The sequence below is a fragment of the Empedobacter sp. R132-2 genome, from assembly GCF_030324375.1.
Taxonomy (GTDB): Bacteria; Bacteroidota; Bacteroidia; order Flavobacteriales; family Weeksellaceae; genus Empedobacter; species Empedobacter falsenii_B.
This window is the reverse complement of the sequence record NZ_JACAGG010000005.1, coordinates 12,999-36,702: the sequence shown is the minus strand read 5'-3', so window position 1 is coordinate 36,702 and position 23,704 is coordinate 12,999. Positions and strand designations below refer to the sequence as shown.

Here is a 23,704-nt window from a genome sequence, read left to right as displayed (position 1 = left end):
CTATTTAGTAAATCATCTTTTTTATCTCCTATTTTCTTAATCTTGAAAAATTTGATCAAAATTTTTATATTTCTTTTTTAAGCGTTGTTTCGCTTTTTTGACTGAATCAGCCGAAATTCCTAAGATTTGCGAAATTTCTAAATTGTTCAAGCCTAATTTTAACAAATAAATAGTTCTCAAATTAGATTCGGTTAAAGATGGAAAATTTTGAGAAAGATATTTTACAAAATCGTTTTGTTCATGAGCAAAAATATTTTTGAAATTTCCCCAACTTTCGTCTGTCATTAAATGCGAATCTAAGAGATTAACTAATTCATTATATTGTTTTTCTTTGTTTATGGTACTTGAATTGGAAATAGAATTGATTTCATTTTTTAATGTAACTATTTGTTTATTCTTTTCAGACAAATAAGTTTTATAAGATTCTAAAGTTTGAGCAGTTTTATTTAATTTATTTTCAGATTTAAGTTTTTCATTTTGAATAGATAATATTTTATTATCGTATGTAGAATTTTGTATTTTTATTTTTCGACGATAAGAAATTATTACAAATAAAATGATAATGATTAATAGAAAAGAAATAAGAAATAATGCATTTTTTAGGATGGTTGTTTTCTCTTGTTCTGCTTTTTCTGCTTCAAATTTAAAGTTGAAATTATCTTGTTGAATTTTCCAATTAATTTCATTAATCACATTTTGGCCATCAGTTTTTTGCAACTCTAACTCCAATTCATCTAGTTTTCTTCGGCTAATTAACTCCTCATTGATATTATTGTTTTTTACAGCAATTTCTAATAAGATTTTATAAATGTCATATTCAAAACTGTTCAAATAAATTTTCTGAGAAGCATATTCTTTTGCTTCATTCAAAATTATTTTAGCATCATCAATTCGATTTAATTGCAAGTACAATTTTCCCAATTGAATATTAGCGTACATTAAATTTCGAGCGTTTTTTAATTTTTTAGAAATTTCAATATCTTTTTTCAAATTATCAATCGCTAAATCGTACTGTTTGTTGAGAATATTTATAGAGGCAATATCACCTAAAGCTTTTGCATATCGAATTTCGTCCTTATTTTGAATTGCATATTCTTTTGTTAATTCGAAGTAATTATTTGCTTTATTAATATTATTTTTATTCATAAAAACATGACCAATCGCATTCAGAATTGTTCCATATTCGTGGTCTTTTTTGTTGGTATATTTTAAAGCTAACAAAAGATATTTTTCACTTTTATCAAATTCTTTTACATTCATAAAGTAGAATGCATTCTTTTTGTAAACATCACTTTTAGAAAAAATATCCTCATCTTTTGTTAAGTCGAGAAGTTTTGATGCTTCCATAAAATATGGATAAGCATTTTGATATTGGCTAAAATTATAATAGTAATACCCATATTGTGTATTCACCCAAATTTGTAATTCTGGTGAGTTAACATTTTTTGAAACTTTTAATGCAGACTCAAATAACGAATTACTTTTTTTGTTTAATTTATCGTTGGTTTGTGCATAGAGATTAGCTAAATAAACTTGATAAATTGATTTTAGACTTTTTGATAAAAAAGAAGTTGATGAGATATCTAATTTCTTGAAATTATTTTGCAATTGAATAGTATCTGTCACATTTTTATTCTGTTCGATGATTTTTTCAATAAGAATACGTTCATCATTTTTACTAATAGAACTAAATGATGATAAAAATAAAAAAGGAAAGAGTAGGAGCGTAAAAAAAATAGAAACTTTCAATATATTATTTTTTCAAATATAGACCGAAAAAATTGTAAATCTTAACAAAAAATTGAATTATTTTTATGTTTTACTTCATTTTCAAAGTATTGATATTTAGATGAATATGAAATGTCCCCCCAGTTGTCCCCCCTCTAAATTGAGTATTTATTTTTTTTATTATCTATTTTTGAATTAAGTATCTCGAAAGATTACTAATCTATCATCAAACTATTAATTAAAAATTTTAGACTCTTCAACTACTTAAACCTATTTATAAATCCAATTACAAAATTATCTCCTCCATAATGTATGTTATGGGGGAATTTTTTTTGAATTTTTTTCTTTGTAATTTAGTTTAATATTTTAATTAGAAAAGAACGGATGAGAAAAATAAACTACTCAGTGTTGGATTTGGCTTATGTAAGAGAAGGAGATACATTAAATCAAACGTTCAAAAACACGTTAGATAACGCAAAATTTGTAGACGAAATAGGGTATAGCCGTTATTGGTTATCTGAACATCATAATATGCAGAATGTAGCGAGCGCGGCAACTTCTTTATTAATAGGCTATGTAGCAAATGGAACTTCAAGAATTAAAGTTGGTTCGGGAGGAATAATGCTACCTAATCATACTGCTTTATCAGTTGCAGAACAATTTGGGACTTTGGATGCGCTTTATCCAAATCGTATCGATTTAGGTTTAGGTCGTGCGCCAGGAACTGATCAATTAACAGCTTCTATTTTGCGTAGAGGAGATAATTTTATGAATTACGATTTCGAAGCTGAAATCAAAAATCTACAAAACTATTTTAGTTTAGATAATAAAGAAAGTAAAGTGCGTGCGATTCCTGGAGAAGGAGCAAATGTGCCGATTTATATTTTGGGATCAAGTACAGATTCGGCTTTTTTGGCGGCTAAATTAGGTTTACCTTATGCATTTGCGGGGCATTTTGCGCCACAACAATTTTATAATGCGGTAGAGATTTATCGTTCTCAATTTCAACCTTCAGAATTTTTGCAAGAACCTTATACGATTGCTTGTGTCAATGTAATTGCGGCGAATACAGACGAAGAAGCGCATTATTTATCGATGTCGATGTACCAAGGATTTTTGAATATTATTACCGATAAACGCCAACCAATTGTTCCACCCGAAAAAACACAATTAGAATTGGCTTCGCCTGAGCAAAAATATATGCTAAAAGGAATGACAGCTTTGTCTTTTATTGGAAGTAAAGGTGCTTTGGCGCAGAGTTTAGATGAATTTATTTTTGAATCTAAAATTGATGAAATTATGGTTTCTACGAATGTTTTTGATCAAAAAGCAAAACGAAAATCGTATCAAATTGTAAGTGAATTATTTCGTTAAATGAAATCAAAGAAATCAATCTCAAAGTTCAAGTATTATTCAATGTTTGTTGATCAATTCAAAGATCAATTGACGATTGTTTTGATGCTAAATCTTGTTTTATTTTTTATTGCAAACCATTGGAGTTATCTTGTTCCTGAAGAATTTTTGTTTGTAAGTCACAAAGATATTTTTGGCTTATTTAGAGAACAATTTGTGCTGAATGAATTTTTTGAGGTATTGGCTTATACTTTTTTGGGCGCTTTATTTATCCATTTCGGAACATATAAAATGAATAAAATCTGGATTTTTAGGCTTAATGCGTTGCTTTTAGTAATTGTTTCCACTTATTTTTGGACAATTCCTTTGCTGCAAAGTGCTGAGATTGTTTTACAAAAAGGTCATCCTTATTTTATTGCGGCGATTATTGGTCAAATTCTTTTGTATTTGATTGTCGGAAACGAATTTTTAGGTTCAATCAAAAATAAAAGAAAACAACCCAAAATCAATCATTCTTAGTTATATTTGCCAAAACTTAATTTTTACAAAAATCAAACTATGTACTCATTTGATAAATTTCACGAATTAATTGCCGAAACAATCGATAAAAATCCATTTTCTAAAAATCCAGAAGAATTATACGAACCGATGGATTATATTTTGAATATTGGTGGTAAAAGAATTCGTCCAATTTTGACTTTATTGGGAACTGATTTGTTTGATGGTGAAGTTGAAAAAGCGTTGAAACCTTCGTTAGCGATTGAGTTTTTTCATAATTTTTCGTTGATGCACGACGATATTATGGACAATGCTTCATTAAGAAGAAGTAAACCAACAGTTCACGAAAAATTTGGATTAAATACAGCGATTCTTTCTGGTGATGCGATGTTGGTAAAAGCATATCAATATTTAGAAGATTTAGAACCAGAATTATTTAAACGTTCGACAAGATTATTTTCTAAAACTGCTTTAGAAGTTTGTGAAGGACAGCAATTGGATGTGAATTATGAAACAAAATTGAATGTTTCATACGAAGATTACATCAAAATGATTTCTCTAAAAACGAGTGTTTTACTTGGTTGTGCTTTGAAATTAGGCGCAATGATTGGAAATGCTTCGGAGGAGGATTCAGATAAATTGTACCAATATGGTTTGAATTTAGGAATCGCGTATCAATTGAAAGATGATTATTTGGATGTTTTTGGTAGCCTTGAACATTTAGGTAAAAAACACGCTGGAGATATTTTCGAGAATAAGAAAACGATTCTTTACATTTCTGCTTTAGAAGCGGCAAACGAAGAAGAAAAAGAGGAATTATTATATTGGTATAGTTCAAATACAGATAATATCGATAAGGTATATGCGGTAGAAAAATTATTCAGAAAACTGAATGTTAACCGTAAACTTTCAACGTTAATTAGAGAATATACGAATAAAGCGCACAGCTATTTGGATCAAATTGATGTTCCAGAAGAACGTAAATCTTATTTGAGAGAATTAAGCGAAGTTTTAATTGATCGACAAGGATAAAAAATGCAATTTCGAACGTCTTTTCAAATTCAATCTTCTGATTTTAAACTCAATCATCAACACAAAATATTGACGATAGGTTCTTGTTTTTCAGATGAAATTGGAAAGCGTTTGACCGATTTAAAGTTTGATGGATTAATTAATCCATTTGGAGTGATTTTTAATTCACATTCCATTCAAAATTTAATAGAAAGAAGCATTCATAAAAAATATTTTACAATAACTGATGTACATCAAAACGGAGAAGAATTTTTCTGTTTCGATGTACATTCGTCGTTTAATGCGTTGACGAAAGAAGCTGTTTTAGAGGAATTAAATTCAACAATCAATCAGGTTCATGATTACATTCATTCTTGTGATGTGTTGATGATTACATTGGGAACATCGTGGATTTATGAATGGAAAACTTCAAATCAAGTTGTCGCGAATTGTCATAAAGTTGAGGCAAAACAATTTGAAAAAAGATTATTAACAACAGAAGATAATCTAAAATCGTTGGAATTGATTGTTTCAGATTTGAAGAAAATTAATCCAACTATTCGCATCATTACAACAGTTAGTCCTGTTCGTCATACAAAAGATGGAATGATCGAAAATAATGTAAGTAAAGCTAGACTGTTGGATGCTTTATATCAATTAAGTCTTCAAAATAATCAAGTTGAATATTTCCCGTCATATGAATTAGTTTTAGATGATTTGAGAGATTATCGTTTTTTCAAAGAAGATTTGATTCATCCATCGAAACAAGCCGTTGATTATATTTGGGAAAAGTTTTCAGAAACTTATTTCGAGCAATCAACGCAAACAATTATTCAAAAAATAAATAAAGTTATTTCAGCAATTAATCATCGCCCTTTTAATGAAGGATCAGACAATTATCAACAATTTTTAGTAAAAACGATTACATTGATGAATGAATTAGAAAAAGGAAATCAACTTGATTTTTCAGTTGAAAATGAACTTTTGAAATCAAAAATAAAACATGTTAATTGATACACATACACATCTATATTCGGAGCAATTTGAGAATGATATAGATGAAGTAATTGCGCGAGCAAAGCAAAATGGAGTAGAGCGATTTTATTTGCCAGCAATTGATAAAAGTTACACGGATAGAATGTTGGCGTTAGAAGCTGCTCACCAAGATTCGATGTTTGCGATGATGGGTTTGCATCCGTGTTCGGTTCATCCAGATACAATAGAAGACGAATTGGCTCATGTGCGCGAATGGATTGATAAACGACCATTTAAAGCAATTGGCGAAATCGGAATTGATTTGTATTGGGAAAAAGAATTTTTACAAACGCAACAAGATGCATTTAAAATGCAAATTGAATGGGCAAAAGAAAAGAATTTACCAATTATCATTCATTGTCGAGATGCTTTCAATGAAGTTTTTGAAGTGTTAGAAGAAGTGAAAGATGAAAAATTATTCGGAATTTTTCATTGTTTTTCAGGAACAAAAGAAGATGCACAACGCGCAATAGATTTCAATTTGAAATTAGGAATTGGTGGAGTTGTAACCTTTAAAAATGGTAAAATAGATCAATTTTTAGGTGATTTTGATATCAAACATATCGTTCTCGAAACAGATTCACCTTATTTAGCGCCAGTTCCGTTTCGTGGAAAACGAAATGAAAGTAGTTATTTGACACATGTTTGCGATAAGTTGGTTGATATTTACCATCAAACACCAGCTGAAATTGCAGCAATTACAACAAAAAATGCGTTTGACATTTTCGAACGTTAGGATAAATCAGAATAGAAAAATTATATTTGCAAAAGAAAACCTTTGACAAGATGAAATACAAAAGAATATTACTTAAATTGAGTGGTGAAGCATTAATGGGAGATTTACAATATGGTATTGATCCAAATATGCTGAAACAATATGCGCAACAAATTAGAGAAGTTGCTGAACTTGGTTGCGAAGTGGCAATCGTAATCGGAGGTGGTAATATTTTTAGAGGTGTACAAGGTGTTGCTTCTGGTATGGATCGTGTACAAGGAGATTATATGGGAATGTTGGCAACTGTGATTAACAGTATGGCATTGCAAGGAGCTTTGGAAGATGCTGGTGTTAATACACGTTTACAAACGGCTATTCGTATGGAGCAAATCGCAGAACCATTTATCAAAAGAAGAGCTACGCGTCATCTAGAAAAAGGTCGTGTCGTAATTTTTGGTGCAGGAACAGGAAATCCATATTTTACAACAGATACAGCAGCCGTTTTGAGAGCAATTGAAACGCAAGCTGATGTTATTTTGAAAGGAACTCGTGTTGATGGAATTTATACTGCAGATCCAGAAAAAGATCCAACAGCAGAGAAATTCGAAACAATTTCTTATCAAGAAGTTTACGATAAAAACTTAAAAGTAATGGATATGACAGCTTTTACTTTGAGTGAAGAAAATAATTTACCTATTATTGTATTTGATATGAATACAGATGGTAACTTGAAAAAATTAATTTTAGGAGATAACGTAGGTACTCTAGTAACAAATAAATAAATCCCGAAATGGAAGAATTAGATATTATTTTAGAAACGGCTAAGGAGCAAATGCAGGGAACTGTAAGTCACTTAGAGGTTGCATTCGACAAATTAAGAGCAGGTAAAGCTACTCCTGCAATGTTAAGTTCAGTTCGTGTTGATTACTACGGAAGTTTATCTCCGTTAACTCAAATTGCAAATGTAAATACACCAGATGCAATGACATTGAGCATTCAACCATACGAGAGAAATTTAATTCATGAAATTGAAAAAGCAATCATCAATGCTAATTTAGGTTTTGCACCTTCTAACAATGGAGATACAATTATTATCAGTATTCCTCCAGTAACAGAAGAACGTCGTAAAGAGTTGGTGAAAATGGCCAAATCGGATATGGAAACTGCTAAAATTTCTCTTCGTAATGCACGTCAAGATGCGAACAAAGCGTTAAAAGCTGTAAAAGAAGCTTCTGAAGACATGGTGAAAGATTACGAAACACGTGTTCAAGGATTAACAGACAAGTTTTCTAAGAAATTAGAAGAAGCTTTAACGAAAAAAGAAGCTGAAATCATGAAAGTTTAATCTTTCTTGAAAAAAAAATATTTTAAGGCAGCGTTTCGCTGCTTTTTTTATTTATTTGCATAATCAATTTCAAAAGATGAAGAACTATATATTCCTGCTAAATTTCTGTATTTCAATTGCCACATTTGCTCAAATTAAAGTGAGAGTATTCGATGCTCAAGACGAATTTCGTTTAACTGGTGCTAATGTTTACAGCGATACCAAACAATTTCTTGGTCAAACAGACGAATTAGGAGAATTGGATATCAATGATTCTGTTCATTTTATTGATATAATCAAAAACGGATATTTCTCAGAAAGTATTCAGACTGATGGTAAAAAGTTGGTGGAAATTATGATGAAACCTTCTTTCATTAGTTTGGATGAGGTTAGTTTTACGACAAATGATTCTGTTGGTCGTAATTTGATTATCAAAGCAATTCGCAATCAATCCAAAAATACAATCAGAAACGGAGGAAATATTTTCCTAAAATCATACACTAAATTTTGGAGTACAGTAAATAACGATTCGATTCCGTTTATCATTCAACCTCAAAATCACAAAGATTCTGTCAATAATCAATGGAAAAAATTGTTAGACAACAGTCATTTATTTTTGGGAGAACGTGCAATGGATCATAAAGTTTCGAAGCGTTTTGGACTAAAAAATATCGTGCAATCTTCTCGTATTTCTGGAATGCGTTCGCCTTTGTACGAATATTTGGCGATGCAACCAATTGCGTTCAATTTTGATCAAGATAAAATCAATTTTTTCTTCAAAGGAATTATTAATCCAGTAAGTCGAGAAGGTCTTTCGCATTACCGTTATGGTTTCAAAGAGGATATTTTTATTGATGGGCGAAAAACGGCTGTTATTAGCTTTTTCCCTTCAATCAAAACGGATAAAAGACAAATTAAAGGAACACTTTGGATTGATGATAGAACGTATGCTTTAATCAAAATTGAAGCAGAAAATACGATTTCAAATTATGTTGCAGAATTAGAAGCAGATTGGAAATTGAATAATGGTTCTTGGATTCCAAATCAACAAAAATATCGCATGGAAGCTGGTAATTTTAAGATTACAGAGAAATTATCCGATGATGATTTTATTGATAAAAAAGAAAAAATTTGGATTAATCTTGAAACAACTTTCAAGGATATTCAAAATCCAGCACATTTCAAACGCAACGAATTTTTAGGTTACGAAGACGAAATTTCTTTTCAAAATATGAACGAAAAGAAATGGGACAATGTGATGGAAGATTACCGCGATTCGTCATTATCAAACAAAGAGCGAAATACTTATACGACAATTGATAGTATTGGCGATAAATATAAGTTAGAACGTCAAATGAAATTGATGAGAATCATCAATTCTGGTGGGAAATTATCATTAGGAAAAGTTGATTTAGATTTAACAAAAATCTTAGCGTTTAATGATTACGAAGGTTTTAGACTTGGTGCCGCGTTTAATACAAATGAAAATTGGAGCGATAAATATTCGTTGAATGCGTATTCAGCTTATGGTTTCAAAGATGAAACATTCAAGTTTGGATTTGGTGGAGATTATTATGTAAATAAGCCTTATTCGGGTCGAATTTTTGCAAAATACTCGCAAGATGTTTCGGCTTCTGGGAAAACGCCAATTTTATTACAATCGAATTATACACGTCTAATTTCTGGAGCTTTTAGTAATATTTATAATCACGAATATTTTTCGTATAAACATTATTCTTTTGGATATGAGCAAGATATTTTCAAGAATGTAACCTTCAATATTTCGGCAAATTATGAAAAACAACAAGCAGAATTTGATTATTCTTTCCTGAATAATATAGGTTGGTACGATTTGTATAATACGCAATTAGCGATCCGTTTTGCACCAAAAGACAAGTTTATCCGCACGCCTTACGGAAAAGTGACGGTGAATAGCGGGAAATCTGTTTTCTATGCAATGTTGACGAAATATTGGGATATTTTCAATTCTGATTATGATCCACTTCGTTTCAATATTTCTTATTTTGATGTGTTCGATACGCGAGTTGGTAAAACAAATTTCAATGTAAATGCGGGTTGGGTTGAAGGAAAAATGCCGTTGATGAACTTGTTCGAAGGACAAGGAAACGCAAAACGTAATGATTTTGCAAACTTTGGAGTAGGAGGTTTAACAAATTTCGAAACAATGCGTCCTGGAGAATTTTATTCGGATCGATTTGTATCCTTTCAATTGAAACATATTTTTGCTGGCGTTAAAGTCGGAAACAAAATTATTTTCCCACAATTCGTTTACCGTGGAGTTTTAGGTGATATGAAAGATAAAACAGATCATCAAAATTTAGATTTCAAAACATTGAATCATTATTACCACGAAACAGGAGTTGAAGTAAATAATTTAATTTTCAAAACATTTGGATTGGGAGCATTTTACCGTTTAGGTGCTTATTCAGAAGAAAAATTCCAAGATAATTTCTATTTAAAATTAACTGTAAATTTGAATTTTTTGTAGGTATTTAGATTTTGTCATTCTGGACTCGTTTCAGAATCGTATATATTGATTTAAATTTATGAATAAAGAGTTTGAACTTAAAAAATATAGAGATTTAGTACTTGCGACTATAGATTATTATATTGTTCATCTTGCTTTTAATAATGAAATGAAAGATGAATATATTCGTCTAAAAACTCAAACAGAGGAGTATTATTCAAAAAGAAAATTAACTATTTTAAAAAACTGGTTTAAAGATTTAACGTCTGATTTTATCGAAGATAGAGATTTTGGTTTTAATGAATATTTGATAAAGACAACCAATTATGACATTGATATTTTTGAATCATATTTTAAAAGAATCGAAAAGATAATTGAGAAAGATCAAATTAAAACTGATAGTCAATTTTACGAATTAAAAAATTATGTAGATTATTTAATTCAAAATAATAATTCTGATAAAGTTCTTATTCAAAGAATAAATGAACTTCTTTTGCGTTTTGAATCTAAGAACTAGAATAATTTCACTTCAAAAAATAAACTAAAATCAAAAATCCTTTACATTTTCATTGAAATTGTAAAGGATTTTTAGGTTGGTTGAAAAATATTCGCAAAAATTATGCCTATAATTTTTATAACTTTAAATAATAACTAAATTTGTAAGGATAAATTAAAAAATTATGCAATCGTACGGAATTAAAGCCTTATTAGAAAAAGGCAAGGATTTGTTGCTACAGGAAGTAGTTGTAAATGGATGGGTAAGATCGTTCAGAAGTAATCGTTTCATCGCGTTGAATGACGGTTCTACAATTAATAATATTCAAGTAGTAGTAGATTTCGAAAATTTTGACGAATCAATTATAAAACAAATTTCTACAGCAGCTTCTTTACAAGTAAAAGGAGAAGTGGTAGAAAGTGAAGGAGCTGGTCAAGAGATTGAAATTGTTGCGAAAGAAATCAAAATTTTAGGAACTGCGCCATCTGATGATTTAAAAGGAACAATTTTACAACCAAAACAACACAGTTTAGAGATTTTGCGTGAGCAAGCACATTTACGTTTCAGAACAAATGTTTTTGCTGCAACTATGCGTGTTCGTAACGCGTTAATGTTCGGGATTCACAAGTATTTCAACGAAAATGGATTCGTTTACATCAACACGCCAATTATTACAGGATCTGATGCTGAAGGAGCAGGAGAGATGTTTCATATCACAAACTTGGATATGGAAAACTTACCTAAAAATGAAGAAGGTAAAGTAGATTATACACAAGATTTCTTTGGTAAATCGACTAACTTAACGGTTTCTGGACAGTTAGAAGGAGAAACAGCAGCAATGGGATTAGGGAAAATTTATACATTTGGACCTACTTTCCGTGCAGAAAACTCGAATACTTCTCGTCACTTAGCTGAATTCTGGATGATTGAGCCAGAAGTTGCGTTTTTCCGTTTAGATCAAAATATGGATTTGGCAGAAGATTTTATGAAATCTGTTATCACTTATGCAATGGAAACGTGTAAAGATGATTTGAAATTCTTAGCTGAACGTTTTGACAAAGAACAAAAACAAAAACCAGAAGCAGAGCGTTCTGAATTAGGTTTAATTGAGCGTTTAGAATATGTTTTAAATAACAAATTCATTCGTTTAACTTATACAGAAGCAATAGATATCTTAAAAGATTCTAAACCAAATAAAAAAGGTAAATTCAAATATCCAATCGAAGGTTGGGGAGCAGATTTACAATCAGAACACGAACGTTATTTAGTTGAGAAACATTTCAAAACGCCAGTTATTTTATTTGATTATCCTGCAGAAATCAAAGCATTTTACATGCGTATGAATGATGATGGAAAAACAGTTCGCGCAATGGACGTTTTATTCCCTGGAATCGGAGAAATTATCGGAGGTTCTGAACGTGAAGAGCGTTTAGAAGTTTTAGACGAAAAAATGGAAAAATTCGGAATTGATAAAGAAGAATTATGGTGGTACCGTGACACAAGACGTTTCGGTTCTGTGCCACATTCAGGTTTCGGTTTAGGTTTAGAGCGTTTGGTATTATTCGTTACAGGAATGGGTAACATTCGTGACGTAATTCCTTTCCCTAGAACACCGAATAACGCTGAATTTTAATCAAAATATTTTTACGGATTTATGCTTAAAAATTGTAACTTTAAGCTAAATCCGTTTTTTATATAAGCCAAAACCCAAAATATGTTAAAGCAGGAATTAAATTTAAAATTACAACAAAAACTATCGCCACAACAAATCCAATTAATGAAGTTGGTTCAACTTCCTACGGTTGCTTTTGAACAACGCGTAAAGGAAGAGTTGGAAGAAAACCCTGCTTTGGATGATCAATCTTCTGAATATGATGAAGATTACGGAGGAGAACAGGAAGAATGGGACAATCAGAGTGATGATTTTGGCGACGAGCAAGTGATTGACACAAGTGACATCAATATTGATGATTATTTGAGCGATGATGACATCCCAAATTATAAAACGTATACGAATAATTATAGTGATGATGACGAAGATAAATCTGTTCCTTACGCGCAAGGAGAGAGCTTTATCGAGTTTTTGACATCACAATTATATACGAATCGATTAACTTCGGAACAATTTCAAATTGCTGAATTTATCTTAGGAAATATTGACGATGATGGTTATATGCGTCGTGATATTAAATCGTTGGTTGACGATTTAGCATTCTCGCAAAATATTTACACTTCGCCAGAAGAGGTCGAAAATTTGTTGATTAATTATATTCAACGAATGGATCCAGTTGGTGTAGGTGCGCGTGATTTGCAAGAATGTTTATTGATTCAATTAGAAAATAAAAATCAAACAGAAGCAGTAGAGTTAGCAGAAAAATTAATTTCAGAATCGTTTGATGCATTTACGAAAAAGCATTATTCGAAATTGATGGCAAAATATGATGCGGATGATGATGAGTTGCGTGATGCAATTTCGGAGATTGAACGTTTGAATCCAAAACCAGGAAAATCATTTTCGAGTAGTAGTAAAATTGTAGAGCAAATAACGCCAGATTTTACGATTCATATCAACGATGGCGATTTAGAATTGTCGTTAAATGGACGTAATGTACCAGAATTGAAAATTTCGAGTGCGTTTGCAGAAATGTTAGATACATACAAAAAAACCGAAAATAAATCGAATCAACAGAAAGAAGCTGTGATGTTTGTCAAACAAAAGTTAGATTCTGCGAAATGGTTTATTGATGCGGTTCAGCAACGCCGTAACACGCTTTTATACACGATGGAAGCGATTATGAAATTTCAAAAAGAGTATTTCTTAACAGGAGATGAAACGAAAATTAAACCGATGATTTTAAAAGATATTTCAGACAGAATTGGAATGGATATTTCGACAGTTTCTCGTGTAGCGAATTCTAAATATGTCACAACGCCTTACGGAACATTTTTGATAAAAGATTTGTTCTCAGAATCGTTAACAAATGATGAAGGAGAAGAGGTTTCGACGCGCGAAATCAAACGAATTTTGCAAGATGTAATTGCAGATGAAGATAAGCGTAAACCTTTGACAGACGAAAAATTAACCGAAATTTTAAAAGAAAAAGGTTATCCAATTGCTCGTCGTACAATTGCAAAATATCGTGAACAGCTAAATATTCCGGTTGCAAGATTGAGAAAAGAAATCTAAAATTTTTAGAATATAATCAATAAAAAAAGAGCTTTTTATAAAGCTCTTTTTTTGTTTTTACCCCAAGTTGTCATCCATTCAAAATAATCTTCTTTGTATGAATTATCATTCAATTGCGTAATAATTTTTTGTTGTTTTTCTACATTCAAATCATCATCAATCACAGAAAAGTTCAAGAAAATATCTTTACCGATTAATTTAGAAAAGAAATTTTCATTCTTTAATTCTTCCAACACTTCGATGCATTTTTCGTTAATTTTATTTTGAAATTGATAAAACCAATCTTCGTCATCGTCGTGTTCATCAACTATTTGTTTGCACATTTGATTGATTTCTTGGAAAGAATTTTCAGCTCCTAAATAATCATATTTCCATTCAGAAGGCTCGTATTTGTAGTAACAAAAATCGTCTTCATCCGATACTTTTTCCAAATGTTCGATAGAATTTGCCGAAGGATGAATAGCTATTCTCGACTCATTATTGCACAAAGCAAAGGCATATAGGTCTAGTGAAGGATTTTCGTTATAAATTTCTAAAAAGGCTTGTTTGGTAGATTGAGCTAATTTATTTTTGAATTCATTGAAATCCATTCATTTATATTTTTTATTTGGCTGTTATTATTTTTCTTGAAATGTAGTAAAATTCTTTAAATATTAAATCATTGTTAATTTATTTTTTTAAGACAAATTCTGTTATTCTTCATTTTCCATGTAACTTTTCTGTAATTCGTACGTCATTATAGTAAACAAACCTAATATGTCTAAATTATATATTCCAATTCTATTATTTGCGTCGACCTCTATTTTTGCGCAACAACAATATAAAGGAAATTTACAATATACAAATCAAACGCCTGTTAGTCTAGCAGATGTGATTATTCTGAAAGATGATCAAATTATTGATGAAATTTCAACTGATGATAAAGGAAGTTTTACAGTTGACTTAGCCGAAGGAAATTATATGTTTCGAATAGAAGAAGCTGGTGTTTTGCTTCATACTCAAACGATTTTATGTGGAAAAAATCAGGATTTAGGCGTTATTATTCTTCCTAAAACTGAAAATATTACATTAAATGAAACGGTTGTAAAGAGTCAGAAAAAATTAATTGAAAAGAAAGTTGATCGACTTGTTTTTAACGCTGATTTAGCGGAGGGAGCAAAAGGCGGAGATGCATTAGATTTGCTAAAATTGGCGCCTCGTTTAAAGGTTGATAATGATGTAGTTTCGATAATTGGTAAAAGTAATTTGCGTGTGATGGTGGACGATCGTTTATTAGAAATGTCTGGTGATCAATTGACAAATTATTTAAAAACGCTTCGTGCAGATGATATTGAGAAAATTGAAGTAATTACAAATCCACCCGCAAAATATCAAGCAATAGGAAATAGTGGAATTCTCAATATTGTACTGAAATCAGGCAAAAAAGACTCGTGGAATGGAAGTTTGTCGTCATCATTGCAACATTATAACAAACCATATTGGAACAATAGTGCATCGTTTAATTACCGAAAAAATAAATGGACTTTAGTTTCGAATATTTTTGGTGGTTTTGGTGAATATGATGGAATTGGACAATCTGATATTTATTTTAGAAAGACAAATGAAGTTTGGACTGAAAGAGAAAAAAATAGTGGAAAAAATAGAAATATTGGCGGAAAATTAGGATTGGATTATAAAGTTTCAGATAAATTGACGACTGGTTTTACGGTTGATTTATATGCTGGAAATCGAAAAGGAACTGGTGGCACGAAAACAACGATAAATAGTTTGGATAAAAATGAATTGTTGAGTTATATTCTGAATGATCGAAATGGAAGCAAAGGAAACACGAAATACAATACGCTGAATTATCATGTGATTTATAAAATGGATACGATCGGAAAAAAACTGACATTTGATTTTGATTGGGTAAATTTTAATAATAACAATACAAGTGTAACTTCAAACCGATTTTTTAATTCAGAAGATGTTGAAAATAAAACAGAATATCAAGGAAATAAAAGTTTGTCCGACCAAAAAGCAAATAATTATAGTTTGAATATTGATATGGAACATCCCGTTAATACTTGGAAACTAAATTATGGTGGACGTTATAGTTGGACGAAAAATAATAGCGATAATTTATTTTACAACACATCTTCTGGGTCGCCTGTTTATGATGAAAAGTTGAGTAATGGTTTTTATTATGACGAAAATATTTTGGCTTTTTATGCGAGTATTGAAAAAGATATTTCAGAAAAATGGTCTGCAAAAGTTGGTTTGAGATACGAAAATACAGATGCAAAAGGTTTTTCTCCGCAAGAAAATCAACATGATACCTATAAATATGATGGATTATTTCCAACCGCTTATTTGATGTATAAACCTGCTGAAAATCATTCGTTAAGTATTAATGTTGGGCGTCGTATTGATCGACCTTTTATGGGACAATTGAATCCGTTTCGTACCATTTATTCTCCTTATTCTTTTGCCGAAGGAAATCCGAAATTAAAACCTTCTTATTCGTATAATTATGAGTTGGAATATGCATACAAAGATTTGGCAGTTACAACATTATATTACAGAAATTCTACGGATGAAATCAATCAAATTGTGGTTGTAAATCCAACAGAAAATACACAAAATTGGATTCCATATAATTATGCTGATTCGGAGAGTTTTGGAATTAGTGAAAATCTAAATTTCAAGCTTGTAAAATGGTGGAAAGTCAATGGAACGATTGATTTGTATTACAAGAAAACAAAAGGAATTATTCCTGAATACAATTATGTATTGGATGGATTTAATGGAGAATTTCGTTTGACAAATAATTTAGAATTGAATAAATCGAAAACATTATTGTTTAATCATACCACAAATTATACAACAAAAACAATTGATGCCATGTCAAGAAGTCGCGCGAATTGGAGTACAGCTTTTGGTTTGAGAGCGTTATTTTTGGATAAAAAATTCGAGGTTTCGTTTAATGTGAACAATGTATTTAAAGATAAAGCTTGGCAAGATCAAAGTTTTAGTAACGATACAAAATTTGTTTATACAGGACAATCTGCTCGCTATTATCGTATTGGAATTCGATACAATTTTGGAAAATCATTCACAATAGAACAATCAAAAAGTAGTTCTGAAAAAGGAAGATTATAATTTTAAAATACAAACCCCAATATTGATTAAAATATTGGGGTTTAGTTTTTTATTTGATATAAATGACTTTACTTCTTTTCCATTTTATAGAACAATAAAATAACGAAACTAATCGCAAACGAAACGCCCATTGCAAGTGCCGAAGCTTTCATTCCGCCAGAATATTCAATCAATAATCCATAAATAACTAAACCTAAAAATAAGGCAAATTTTTCGAAAACATCGTAAAAGCTAAAATAGGTTGTAGTATCTTCTGTTTCTGGTAATAATTTGGCGTATGTAGAACGTGATAAAGCTTGCAAACCTCCCATTACAAGACCAACCATTGCAGCCATTACGTAAAATTGAGTTTTTACATTAGGATCATTTTTATTAATCAAATAACCAATAATACATGTAATAATCCAGATAAAAATCCCGATTAATAAGGTTTTCTTATTTCCTATTTTTCCTGATAGAAAAGAGAATAACCATGCACCTAAAACAGCTTCAATTTGAATTAATAAAATGGTCATAATCAATTCTGAAGATTCCATTCCTATTTCTGAACTTCCAAACATTGCCGCCATCAAAAAGATAGTTTGCATTGCTAAACTGTAAAAGAAAAATCCAGCCAAAAAAACACGAATATTTTTGTATTGATTAAGATCTTTGAAGGTATGTTTTAAATTTCTAAAACTCGATTTGATGATATCTTTTGGAATTTCGCGATCATATTTGTGGTTTGGTAATTTACTTAATGCAATTTGTCCAAATCCTAACCACCAAATTCCTGTTAATAAGAAACTTATTCGAGTAAACATTGCTTGTTGTTCTTCTGGGGCGAATTGTATCATTGCCAAACAAATCGTCAATAAAATGACAGAACCAATATAACCAAACATATAACCTTGCGCCGAAACTTTGTCCATTTTTTCGTCTGAGACAATTTCTGGTAAATAGGCGTTGTAAAAAACTAAACTTCCCCAAAAACCTATGCTTGCAGTGATATTGAGTAATAAAGCTAACCAAACTAAATCGCTTGATGTAAAGAAAAACATTCCGATGCATGAGAAAGATCCTAAATAGCAAAAAAAGCGAAGAAATTTTATTTTATTTCCGATTAAATCTGCAATTGAAGATAAAACAGGAGACAAAACAATCACAAAAAAGAAAGCAATTGCCAATGAAAAATTGAATGCGGACTCTGGTAATAATCCTAAAAATTTAATTGGGTGATCGTTCGCATCATAGGTCATTAAAGTGTAATAAACCGGAAAAATAGCAGAGGCAATAACTAAAGAATGAACAGAATTTGCCCAGTCGTAAGAAATCCAAGCTCGTATTAGTTTGGGATTATCTTTTGTATTCATAAATTTTTTATAGTAATGTTGGTTAAACTTAAGAATAATTTATCAAAAATAATGTTTCGTAAAAATTAATTGTTCAATCTTCTATTCTTTCAGTTCAAATTTGGTCAGTTTATTGTCTTTGTAACAATAAAACTCATAACTATCTTCTCCAATTCTGAATACTTTTTCGAGATGGATTTTATCGTAATTAGGTAAAATTTCATTGTATTTCTTTAATAAATTTTTAGGTAATTCATTCGGTTGAATTGGACGTTCAATCTCAAATTCACCATCTAACGAATATTCCATCACAAAATCGCTGTTTCGCCATTTTAAAGTGGTTTCATTTTCGTCACCTTTACTTGTTGTTGTAAGTTGAACTTTATCTTCTTGAATGATTTTTTGGGAACTTGTATAAAAAAGTGTAATTCCAGAAATAACCATCGCTGCATAGCCAACTTTTCTGAAAATAAAATCGCTAAAATAAGGTAAAATATATTTGACCGTATAAGAAGAAATAATTGAGGCAATTGCAATCGTCAATCCAAGTAATAATGCGTTCTTTGAGTATAAAGCAAGAACAATATAAATGATTAATTTTATGATATGAAGTATAATTTCGTTGGCAGCTCGCGTTGCAATAATTTCTTCTTTTGTTAATCCATATTTTAAATAAAATCTATTGAATAATAAACCTATTGCTCCTGTTATTCCAGAAACGAATCCAGCTAAAAAACCAACAATGGCCAAAATATATTTTGGTGAAGGTTTTTCTTCATTGTCTTGTTGTTTTTTGTTTAGAAATAATTGTGGAACATTTGAAATCAATAATACAGCTACAATAATTTGTAAATAAATTGGGTTGATAAATTTGATTAAATAAGCGCCCATTAAAACTGCTGGAATCGAAAATGGCACGAACCAAAAGAAGATTTTCCAATGTACAGATTTTCTGAAAGCCGCTATTCGAGAGGCAGAACTTGTAAATGTTCCGATTGTTAACGAAAAAGGGACTAACGAAGTTGGAATAATAAGATTGAGGATTGGAATTAAGATTAAACTTGCGCCACCGCCACAAATTGCACTTATCCAAAATGCTAAAATAGCTCCAATAAATAGGAGAAAAATAGTAAAAATCATGACCAGAAATTTTATTCTGTTACAAAATTAGGACGATGATTTTAGAAATTAATGCTTAAAGACTTATCTTAAGTAAAACTTAAGAATAAGTAAATCTTAATTGAAAAAGATGATTTTTCGGATAAATTGTTTGCGAAATCTGTTGAAAATTATTTTTTAATAAGGCTTTAGACGAGGCGATATTTTCTTTTTTCACCCAAGCTTCAATCAGCATATATTTTCTCGATTTCAACTCTTTCGAAATCAGATTGATGATTCGTGTTGCGTAACCTCTGTTCCAAAATTGTTCATCAATCGAATAGCCAATAATCGCTTTGTCGTGAACAGGTTGAAACATCACAGTACCAATCAAGGTTTCAGAAGATTTTTCGATAACAGCAAAACGAAATTCATATCCAGAATTCTTTTTTTCTTTATCTCTTTCCAGCATTTTGTACGAATCTTCGATTGTTTTCATTGGAGCGGTTTCGCGGTATTTCATGGCTTTTGCATTCGAATAAATTTCGAAAAGTCGTGCTACATCAGTGTCCAAAAGTTCTCTGAAATAAATTAATTCGTCTTCCATATTTTGGTTTTAAGAATTTGCTTGACGTTCTAATTTTTCAATCAGTAATGCTTTTGCGTTTGTAAGTGCATAATCTTTAGCTTCTGCAAATGAAACGTTATATTTTCGTTTGAGTGATTGAATATCTTTTGGTAAATCGTTTAAAAGTTTATCATAATAAACATCTAACATTTCAGAAGTTGGCATTTTGAAATCAATTTTTAATTGAAATCTTCTCAACAATGCAACATCAATAATATGTGGATGATTTGTTGCGGCTATCAACAACGAATTTTGTGGCAAATAATCAATTAATTGAATTACTGTGTTCACTAAACGACGCATTTCGCCAACATCTTTGTCATCATTTCCACGCGCTTTTCCGATTTGGTCAAACTCATCCAAAAATAGAATTGCTTTTTCACGAGCAGCTTTATCAAAAAGCATTCGAATATTTTGCGAAGTTTCACCAATTCTTGATGAAACAATATTACTTAAATTCAAAATCAATATTGGTTTTCCGATTTCATTTGCAATTGCTTTTGCAGTTGTTGTTTTTCCACAACCTGAAAATCCATGCAACAAAATTTTATTATTGACAGGTAAATTATATTTACTCAATTCCTCTATATATCTATGTTCTTTGATAAGTTGTTTTACTTGAGCAAGATTTTGATCATCTAAAAAAACATCATTCAAAGAAATTTCTTCCTTATCGTCAACAATTAAATCGTAAATATTCATATCAATTTTACTTCAAGACTCAAAAATAAACTATTTTAATCCGAAAGCCGATTTTTAGCACAAAAAAAGCTTCAGATTTCTGAAGCTAAAATTTTAAACCGTCATATGAGAACTGATTGCAATTCTATTCCAAGCATTAATCGTGGTAATTGCAATAATGATAATCGCAATATAATTTTCAGAAAAAAGTGTTAATGCTTTTTGATAAGTTTCTTCTGATAAACCATGTTGACTAATATTTGTAATTTCTTCTGTCATCTCCAATATCACACGCTCTTCTTCTGTAAAAAGTGTCGTTTCTCGCCACGCATTCAACAAAAAAATACGTTGATTTGTTTCGCCTAATTTCATCGCGTCTTTGGTGTGCATATTAATACAAAAAGCACAACCATTGATTTGTGAAGCTTTGATTTTAATAAGTTCTAAATGTAATTTATCTAATTCAGAATTTGCTAAATAATTCTCTAGACCATACATTGCTTCGTAAGCTTTTGGTTCTAATTTTTGAATGTTTAATCGTGATTTCATTTCTTAATTTTTTACAAAGTTCGTTGATTATTTATTCAATAAAATTAAACTGGTTTAAGAAAACTCTTTCTTTCGGATTTCGCTTAAATATTCGGGTGTGAAACCTAAATAAGAAGCTAATAAATATTGCGGAACACGTTGTAAAAACTCAGGAAAATTTTTCTTGAAGTGAAGATAAAACTCCTCTTTCGAAAACTCTTTCAAATATTTGGAACGCATTTGAGCAGCAGCATTTGCTTTTTGATAAATTTGTTTGAAATACGAATTGAAAATAGGATGTTTTTCGCATAAAATTTCTTCGTTCGTTTTACTCATTTTCATAATAATTGCATTTTCTACAGCTTGAATATAAAACTCAGAACTTTGTTGATTAATGTAAGAAAACAAATCTGTCAACCACCAATTTTCGATAGCAAAATCAATGGTTTGTTCTACACCTTTTTCATTGATGAAAAATAATCGAATACATCCAGAAATAATAAAATAATTGTACGTACAAACTGTTCCAGCTTTATGAATCATTTCTTTTTTCTTCACCGAAAATTTCTCAAAATATTGGACTGAATCGTGAAATTCTTCTTCAGAAATTGAAGTGAAAATTTGAATATGTTTCTTTAACTGACCGAAAGAATTTTCCATTTTATAAGCTTAATATATTTCTCTTTAAAATTAATGATTAGTTTCCGAAAGGACTTAATTTAGTTTAAAATTAATCAGGTTTATAGTCAGAATTTGGAGTGCAATTTACTTGAAATGAATCGTCGAAAGAACATAAAAATAATCTATAAAGATTTGACATTTTTTTTTACTTTTACGAACCAAAAAATAACAATAATATGGCTTCAGGAATATTTGCAATTTTAGATGATATTGCAGCATTGATGGATGATGTAGCGGTTACAAGTAAAGTAGCAGCGAGTAAAACAGCAGGGATTTTAGGAGATGATTTGGCTGTAAATGCTGAGAAAGCAACGGGATTTTTATCTTCGCGCGAAATACCAGTTTTATGGGCAATAACAAAAGGCTCTTTTATCAATAAATTGATCATTGTTCCAATTGTTTTGACACTAAATCATTATATGCCAGAAGTGATAAAATATGTTTTGATTTTGGGAGGTTTTTATTTAGCTTTTGAAGGTGTAGAGAAAATAATCGAGTTTATTTTTCACCGTCCAAAAAAAGGTTCAGAAGTTATTCATGAAGATAAAGTAGAAGATAAGAAGCATGTTTCGGAAAAATCAAAAGTGAAATCTGCGATTATTACGGACTTTATCCTTTCGATAGAAATTGTGATTATTGCATTGAGTACAGTTTTGGAACAACCAATGTTGACACAAGTTTTTACAGTTTCGTTTATTGCAATTTTAGCAACCATTGGTGTTTACGGGATTGTAACCTTAATTGTTCGTATGGATGATGCAGGTTTTAAACTGATAAAAGCATCACACGACAAAGGAGCTGTTTCTAAATTAGGACATTTTTTGGTTGATGCATTACCATATGTGATCAAAATTTTAGGATTTGTAGGGACTGTTGCGCTTTTATTGGTTTCAGGCGGGATATTTGTTCATAACATCGATTATATTCATCATCATTTACCTACAGCAATTCCAATGATGATTAGCGAAGCTTTGATTGCTTTGATTGCAGGATTATTGGTTGTGGTACTTGTCACAATAGTTAAGAAAATAATAGGTTTAGCTAAAGGTTAGGAGATAGAATAGATTTCGAAAAGAATTGTTAACTATTTCGTATCTTTGAATAAAGATTTACAAATGGCAGATTATATCAGAATTCATCCAGAAAATCCACAAGAAAAAGCGATTGATCAAGTGGTTAAGATTTTACAAAATGGAGGTTTAATTATTTATCCTTCCGATACTGTGTATGGATTAGGATGTGATATTACGAATATTAAAGCAATGGAGAAACTTGCTCGATTGAAAGGTGTTAAACTTGAAAAATCTCATTTTTCTATTGTTTGTAATGATTTAAGCCATTTGTCACAATATACTTTACCAATTGATAACAGTACGTTCAAAATTTTGAAACGCGCTTTACCAGGTCCTTTTACATTTGTCATGAATGCATCGCGCAATTTACCTGTTGCTTACAAAGGTAAAAAAACGGTTGGTATTCGTGTTCCAGATCATGCTGTTCCGCAAATGATTGTCGAAAAATTAGGAAATCCTATTGCTTCAACTTCTATTTATGATGAAGATGAAATTGTAGAATATACAACAGATCCTGAATTGATTTTTGAAAAATGGGAGAAGCTTGTAGATGCTGTCATTGATAGTGGTTATGGAGATAATATTGCGTCTACTGTTGTTGATATAACGGATGGAGTAGAGGTTTTACGTGAAGGTAAGGGTGATATTGAAGATTATTTATAGGATTCAACATTAATTATATAAAACCAAAAAAGGATTTCAATTGAA

22 protein-coding genes are annotated in these 23,704 nt (G+C 30.6%); 14 read left to right on the top strand and 8 right to left on the bottom strand.

The window, feature by feature from the left end:
- Positions 1-36: 36 nt before the first annotated feature.
- Positions 37-1,749 carry a transcriptional regulator gene (locus tag HXZ69_RS04625; protein ID WP_286495188.1) on the bottom strand — a complete coding sequence of 571 codons (1,713 nt, stop codon included), beginning with the start codon at positions 1,747-1,749 and terminating at the stop codon, positions 37-39.
- Between the two features lie 363 nt (positions 1,750-2,112).
- Between HXZ69_RS04625 and HXZ69_RS04620 the strand changes: the two genes are divergently transcribed.
- The 11 genes from HXZ69_RS04620 to rpoN all read left to right on the top strand — a co-directional run bounded on the left by HXZ69_RS04620 (position 2,113) and on the right by rpoN (position 13,835).
- A complete protein-coding gene (locus tag HXZ69_RS04620) occupies positions 2,113-3,102 on the top strand; it encodes an LLM class flavin-dependent oxidoreductase (RefSeq protein ID WP_115001001.1) in 990 nt (329 codons plus the stop codon).
- Positions 3,103-3,600 (top strand): hypothetical protein, encoded by a 498-nt coding sequence (locus HXZ69_RS04615; protein ID WP_115001000.1) that lies wholly within the window; start codon positions 3,103-3,105, stop codon positions 3,598-3,600. It begins immediately after the preceding gene.
- A 39-nt stretch (positions 3,601-3,639) separates the two neighbouring features.
- On the top strand, positions 3,640-4,611 hold the full coding sequence (locus HXZ69_RS04610; protein WP_115000998.1) for a polyprenyl synthetase family protein: 972 nt from the start codon (positions 3,640-3,642) through the stop codon (positions 4,609-4,611).
- A gap of 3 nt (positions 4,612-4,614) precedes the next feature.
- The gene (locus tag HXZ69_RS04605; protein ID WP_221855401.1) at positions 4,615-5,604 is read left to right on the top strand and encodes a GSCFA domain-containing protein; all 990 of its coding nucleotides are present in this window, start codon (positions 4,615-4,617) and stop codon (positions 5,602-5,604) included.
- Entirely contained in the window at positions 5,594-6,361 is a 768-nt protein-coding gene (locus HXZ69_RS04600; protein WP_221855403.1) for a TatD family hydrolase, read from the top strand. Before HXZ69_RS04605 ends, HXZ69_RS04600 begins: the two co-directional genes overlap by 11 nt.
- A gap of 50 nt (positions 6,362-6,411) precedes the next feature.
- On the top strand, positions 6,412-7,122 hold the full coding sequence (gene pyrH / locus HXZ69_RS04595) for a UMP kinase (protein ID WP_115000992.1): 711 nt from the start codon (positions 6,412-6,414) through the stop codon (positions 7,120-7,122).
- Positions 7,123-7,130: 8 nt separating this feature from the next.
- The gene (frr, locus tag HXZ69_RS04590; RefSeq protein WP_115000990.1) at positions 7,131-7,685 is read left to right on the top strand and encodes a ribosome recycling factor; all 555 of its coding nucleotides are present in this window, start codon (positions 7,131-7,133) and stop codon (positions 7,683-7,685) included.
- A gap of 76 nt (positions 7,686-7,761) precedes the next feature.
- Positions 7,762-10,173: a DUF5686 family protein gene (locus HXZ69_RS04585; RefSeq protein ID WP_219034348.1), complete on the top strand. Its 2,412-nt coding sequence runs from the start codon at positions 7,762-7,764 to the stop codon at positions 10,171-10,173.
- A gap of 58 nt (positions 10,174-10,231) precedes the next feature.
- Entirely contained in the window at positions 10,232-10,669 is a 438-nt protein-coding gene (locus tag HXZ69_RS04580) for a hypothetical protein (RefSeq protein WP_280051165.1), read from the top strand.
- A gap of 163 nt (positions 10,670-10,832) precedes the next feature.
- Positions 10,833-12,281 carry an asparagine--tRNA ligase gene (gene asnS, locus HXZ69_RS04575; protein ID WP_125349294.1) on the top strand — a complete coding sequence of 483 codons (1,449 nt, stop codon included), beginning with the start codon at positions 10,833-10,835 and terminating at the stop codon, positions 12,279-12,281.
- 81 nt (positions 12,282-12,362) lie between these two features.
- Positions 12,363-13,835, top strand: a complete 1,473-nt coding sequence (rpoN, locus tag HXZ69_RS04570; RefSeq protein ID WP_115000980.1) for an RNA polymerase factor sigma-54 — start codon at positions 12,363-12,365, stop codon at positions 13,833-13,835.
- 35 nt (positions 13,836-13,870) lie between these two features.
- Here the strand turns inward: rpoN and HXZ69_RS04565 are convergent, their stop codons facing one another.
- Positions 13,871-14,425, bottom strand: coding sequence for a DUF4303 domain-containing protein (locus tag HXZ69_RS04565; RefSeq protein ID WP_286495186.1), 555 nt, complete (start codon positions 14,423-14,425; stop codon positions 13,871-13,873).
- Positions 14,426-14,591: 166 nt separating this feature from the next.
- Between HXZ69_RS04565 and HXZ69_RS04560 the strand changes: the two genes are divergently transcribed.
- The gene (locus HXZ69_RS04560; RefSeq protein ID WP_286495185.1) at positions 14,592-16,976 is read left to right on the top strand and encodes an outer membrane beta-barrel family protein; all 2,385 of its coding nucleotides are present in this window, start codon (positions 14,592-14,594) and stop codon (positions 16,974-16,976) included.
- Between the two features lie 68 nt (positions 16,977-17,044).
- On the opposite strand, the gene HXZ69_RS04555 is transcribed toward HXZ69_RS04560, so the two are convergent.
- From HXZ69_RS04555 to HXZ69_RS04530, 6 genes are all read right to left on the bottom strand, one after another.
- Complete coding sequence (locus HXZ69_RS04555; protein ID WP_280061172.1) at positions 17,045-18,328, bottom strand: MFS transporter; 1,284 nt, start codon at positions 18,326-18,328, stop codon at positions 17,045-17,047.
- 81 nt (positions 18,329-18,409) lie between these two features.
- Positions 18,410-19,447, bottom strand: a complete 1,038-nt coding sequence (locus HXZ69_RS04550; RefSeq protein ID WP_286495183.1) for a sulfite exporter TauE/SafE family protein — start codon at positions 19,445-19,447, stop codon at positions 18,410-18,412.
- Positions 19,448-19,526: 79 nt separating this feature from the next.
- The gene (locus tag HXZ69_RS04545; protein WP_286495182.1) at positions 19,527-20,012 is read right to left on the bottom strand and encodes a GNAT family N-acetyltransferase; all 486 of its coding nucleotides are present in this window, start codon (positions 20,010-20,012) and stop codon (positions 19,527-19,529) included.
- Positions 20,013-20,021: 9 nt separating this feature from the next.
- A complete protein-coding gene (locus HXZ69_RS04540) occupies positions 20,022-20,735 on the bottom strand; it encodes an AAA family ATPase (RefSeq protein ID WP_115000956.1) in 714 nt (237 codons plus the stop codon).
- Positions 20,736-20,828: 93 nt separating this feature from the next.
- A complete protein-coding gene (locus tag HXZ69_RS04535; RefSeq protein ID WP_286495181.1) occupies positions 20,829-21,263 on the bottom strand; it encodes a carboxymuconolactone decarboxylase family protein in 435 nt (144 codons plus the stop codon).
- Positions 21,264-21,317: 54 nt separating this feature from the next.
- On the bottom strand, positions 21,318-21,902 hold the full coding sequence (locus HXZ69_RS04530; protein ID WP_286495180.1) for a Crp/Fnr family transcriptional regulator: 585 nt from the start codon (positions 21,900-21,902) through the stop codon (positions 21,318-21,320).
- Positions 21,903-22,099: 197 nt separating this feature from the next.
- Between HXZ69_RS04530 and HXZ69_RS04525 the strand changes: the two genes are divergently transcribed.
- Together HXZ69_RS04525 and HXZ69_RS04520 are read left to right on the top strand one after the other, a co-directional pair.
- Positions 22,100-22,975, top strand: a complete 876-nt coding sequence (locus tag HXZ69_RS04525; protein WP_286495179.1) for a DUF808 family protein — start codon at positions 22,100-22,102, stop codon at positions 22,973-22,975.
- A 63-nt stretch (positions 22,976-23,038) separates the two neighbouring features.
- Complete coding sequence (locus HXZ69_RS04520; protein ID WP_286495178.1) at positions 23,039-23,659, top strand: L-threonylcarbamoyladenylate synthase; 621 nt, start codon at positions 23,039-23,041, stop codon at positions 23,657-23,659.
- The last annotated feature ends 45 nt before the right edge of the window (positions 23,660-23,704 follow it).

Coding starts and splice junctions, on each gene's coding strand:
- HXZ69_RS04585 (WP_219034348.1), top strand. CDS start 7,762: ATGAAGAACTATATATTCCTGCTAAATTTCTGTATTTCAATTGCCACA.
- HXZ69_RS04540 (WP_115000956.1), bottom strand. CDS start 20,735: ATGAATATTTACGATTTAATTGTTGACGATAAGGAAGAAATTTCTTTG.
- HXZ69_RS04560 (WP_286495185.1), top strand. CDS start 14,592: ATGTCTAAATTATATATTCCAATTCTATTATTTGCGTCGACCTCTATT.
- rpoN (WP_115000980.1), top strand. CDS start 12,363: ATGTTAAAGCAGGAATTAAATTTAAAATTACAACAAAAACTATCGCCA.
- asnS (WP_125349294.1), top strand. CDS start 10,833: ATGCAATCGTACGGAATTAAAGCCTTATTAGAAAAAGGCAAGGATTTG.
- HXZ69_RS04615 (WP_115001000.1), top strand. CDS start 3,103: ATGAAATCAAAGAAATCAATCTCAAAGTTCAAGTATTATTCAATGTTT.
- HXZ69_RS04605 (WP_221855401.1), top strand. CDS start 4,615: ATGCAATTTCGAACGTCTTTTCAAATTCAATCTTCTGATTTTAAACTC.
- HXZ69_RS04530 (WP_286495180.1), bottom strand. CDS start 21,902: ATGGAAAATTCTTTCGGTCAGTTAAAGAAACATATTCAAATTTTCACT.
- HXZ69_RS04535 (WP_286495181.1), bottom strand. CDS start 21,263: ATGAAATCACGATTAAACATTCAAAAATTAGAACCAAAAGCTTACGAA.
- HXZ69_RS04600 (WP_221855403.1), top strand. CDS start 5,594: ATGTTAATTGATACACATACACATCTATATTCGGAGCAATTTGAGAAT.
- HXZ69_RS04610 (WP_115000998.1), top strand. CDS start 3,640: ATGTACTCATTTGATAAATTTCACGAATTAATTGCCGAAACAATCGAT.
- HXZ69_RS04565 (WP_286495186.1), bottom strand. CDS start 14,425: ATGGATTTCAATGAATTCAAAAATAAATTAGCTCAATCTACCAAACAA.
- pyrH (WP_115000992.1), top strand. CDS start 6,412: ATGAAATACAAAAGAATATTACTTAAATTGAGTGGTGAAGCATTAATG.
- HXZ69_RS04545 (WP_286495182.1), bottom strand. CDS start 20,012: ATGGAAGACGAATTAATTTATTTCAGAGAACTTTTGGACACTGATGTA.
- HXZ69_RS04520 (WP_286495178.1), top strand. CDS start 23,039: ATGGCAGATTATATCAGAATTCATCCAGAAAATCCACAAGAAAAAGCG.
- HXZ69_RS04525 (WP_286495179.1), top strand. CDS start 22,100: ATGGCTTCAGGAATATTTGCAATTTTAGATGATATTGCAGCATTGATG.
- HXZ69_RS04550 (WP_286495183.1), bottom strand. CDS start 19,447: ATGATTTTTACTATTTTTCTCCTATTTATTGGAGCTATTTTAGCATTT.
- HXZ69_RS04580 (WP_280051165.1), top strand. CDS start 10,232: ATGAATAAAGAGTTTGAACTTAAAAAATATAGAGATTTAGTACTTGCG.
- HXZ69_RS04620 (WP_115001001.1), top strand. CDS start 2,113: ATGAGAAAAATAAACTACTCAGTGTTGGATTTGGCTTATGTAAGAGAA.
- HXZ69_RS04555 (WP_280061172.1), bottom strand. CDS start 18,328: ATGAATACAAAAGATAATCCCAAACTAATACGAGCTTGGATTTCTTAC.
- frr (WP_115000990.1), top strand. CDS start 7,131: ATGGAAGAATTAGATATTATTTTAGAAACGGCTAAGGAGCAAATGCAG.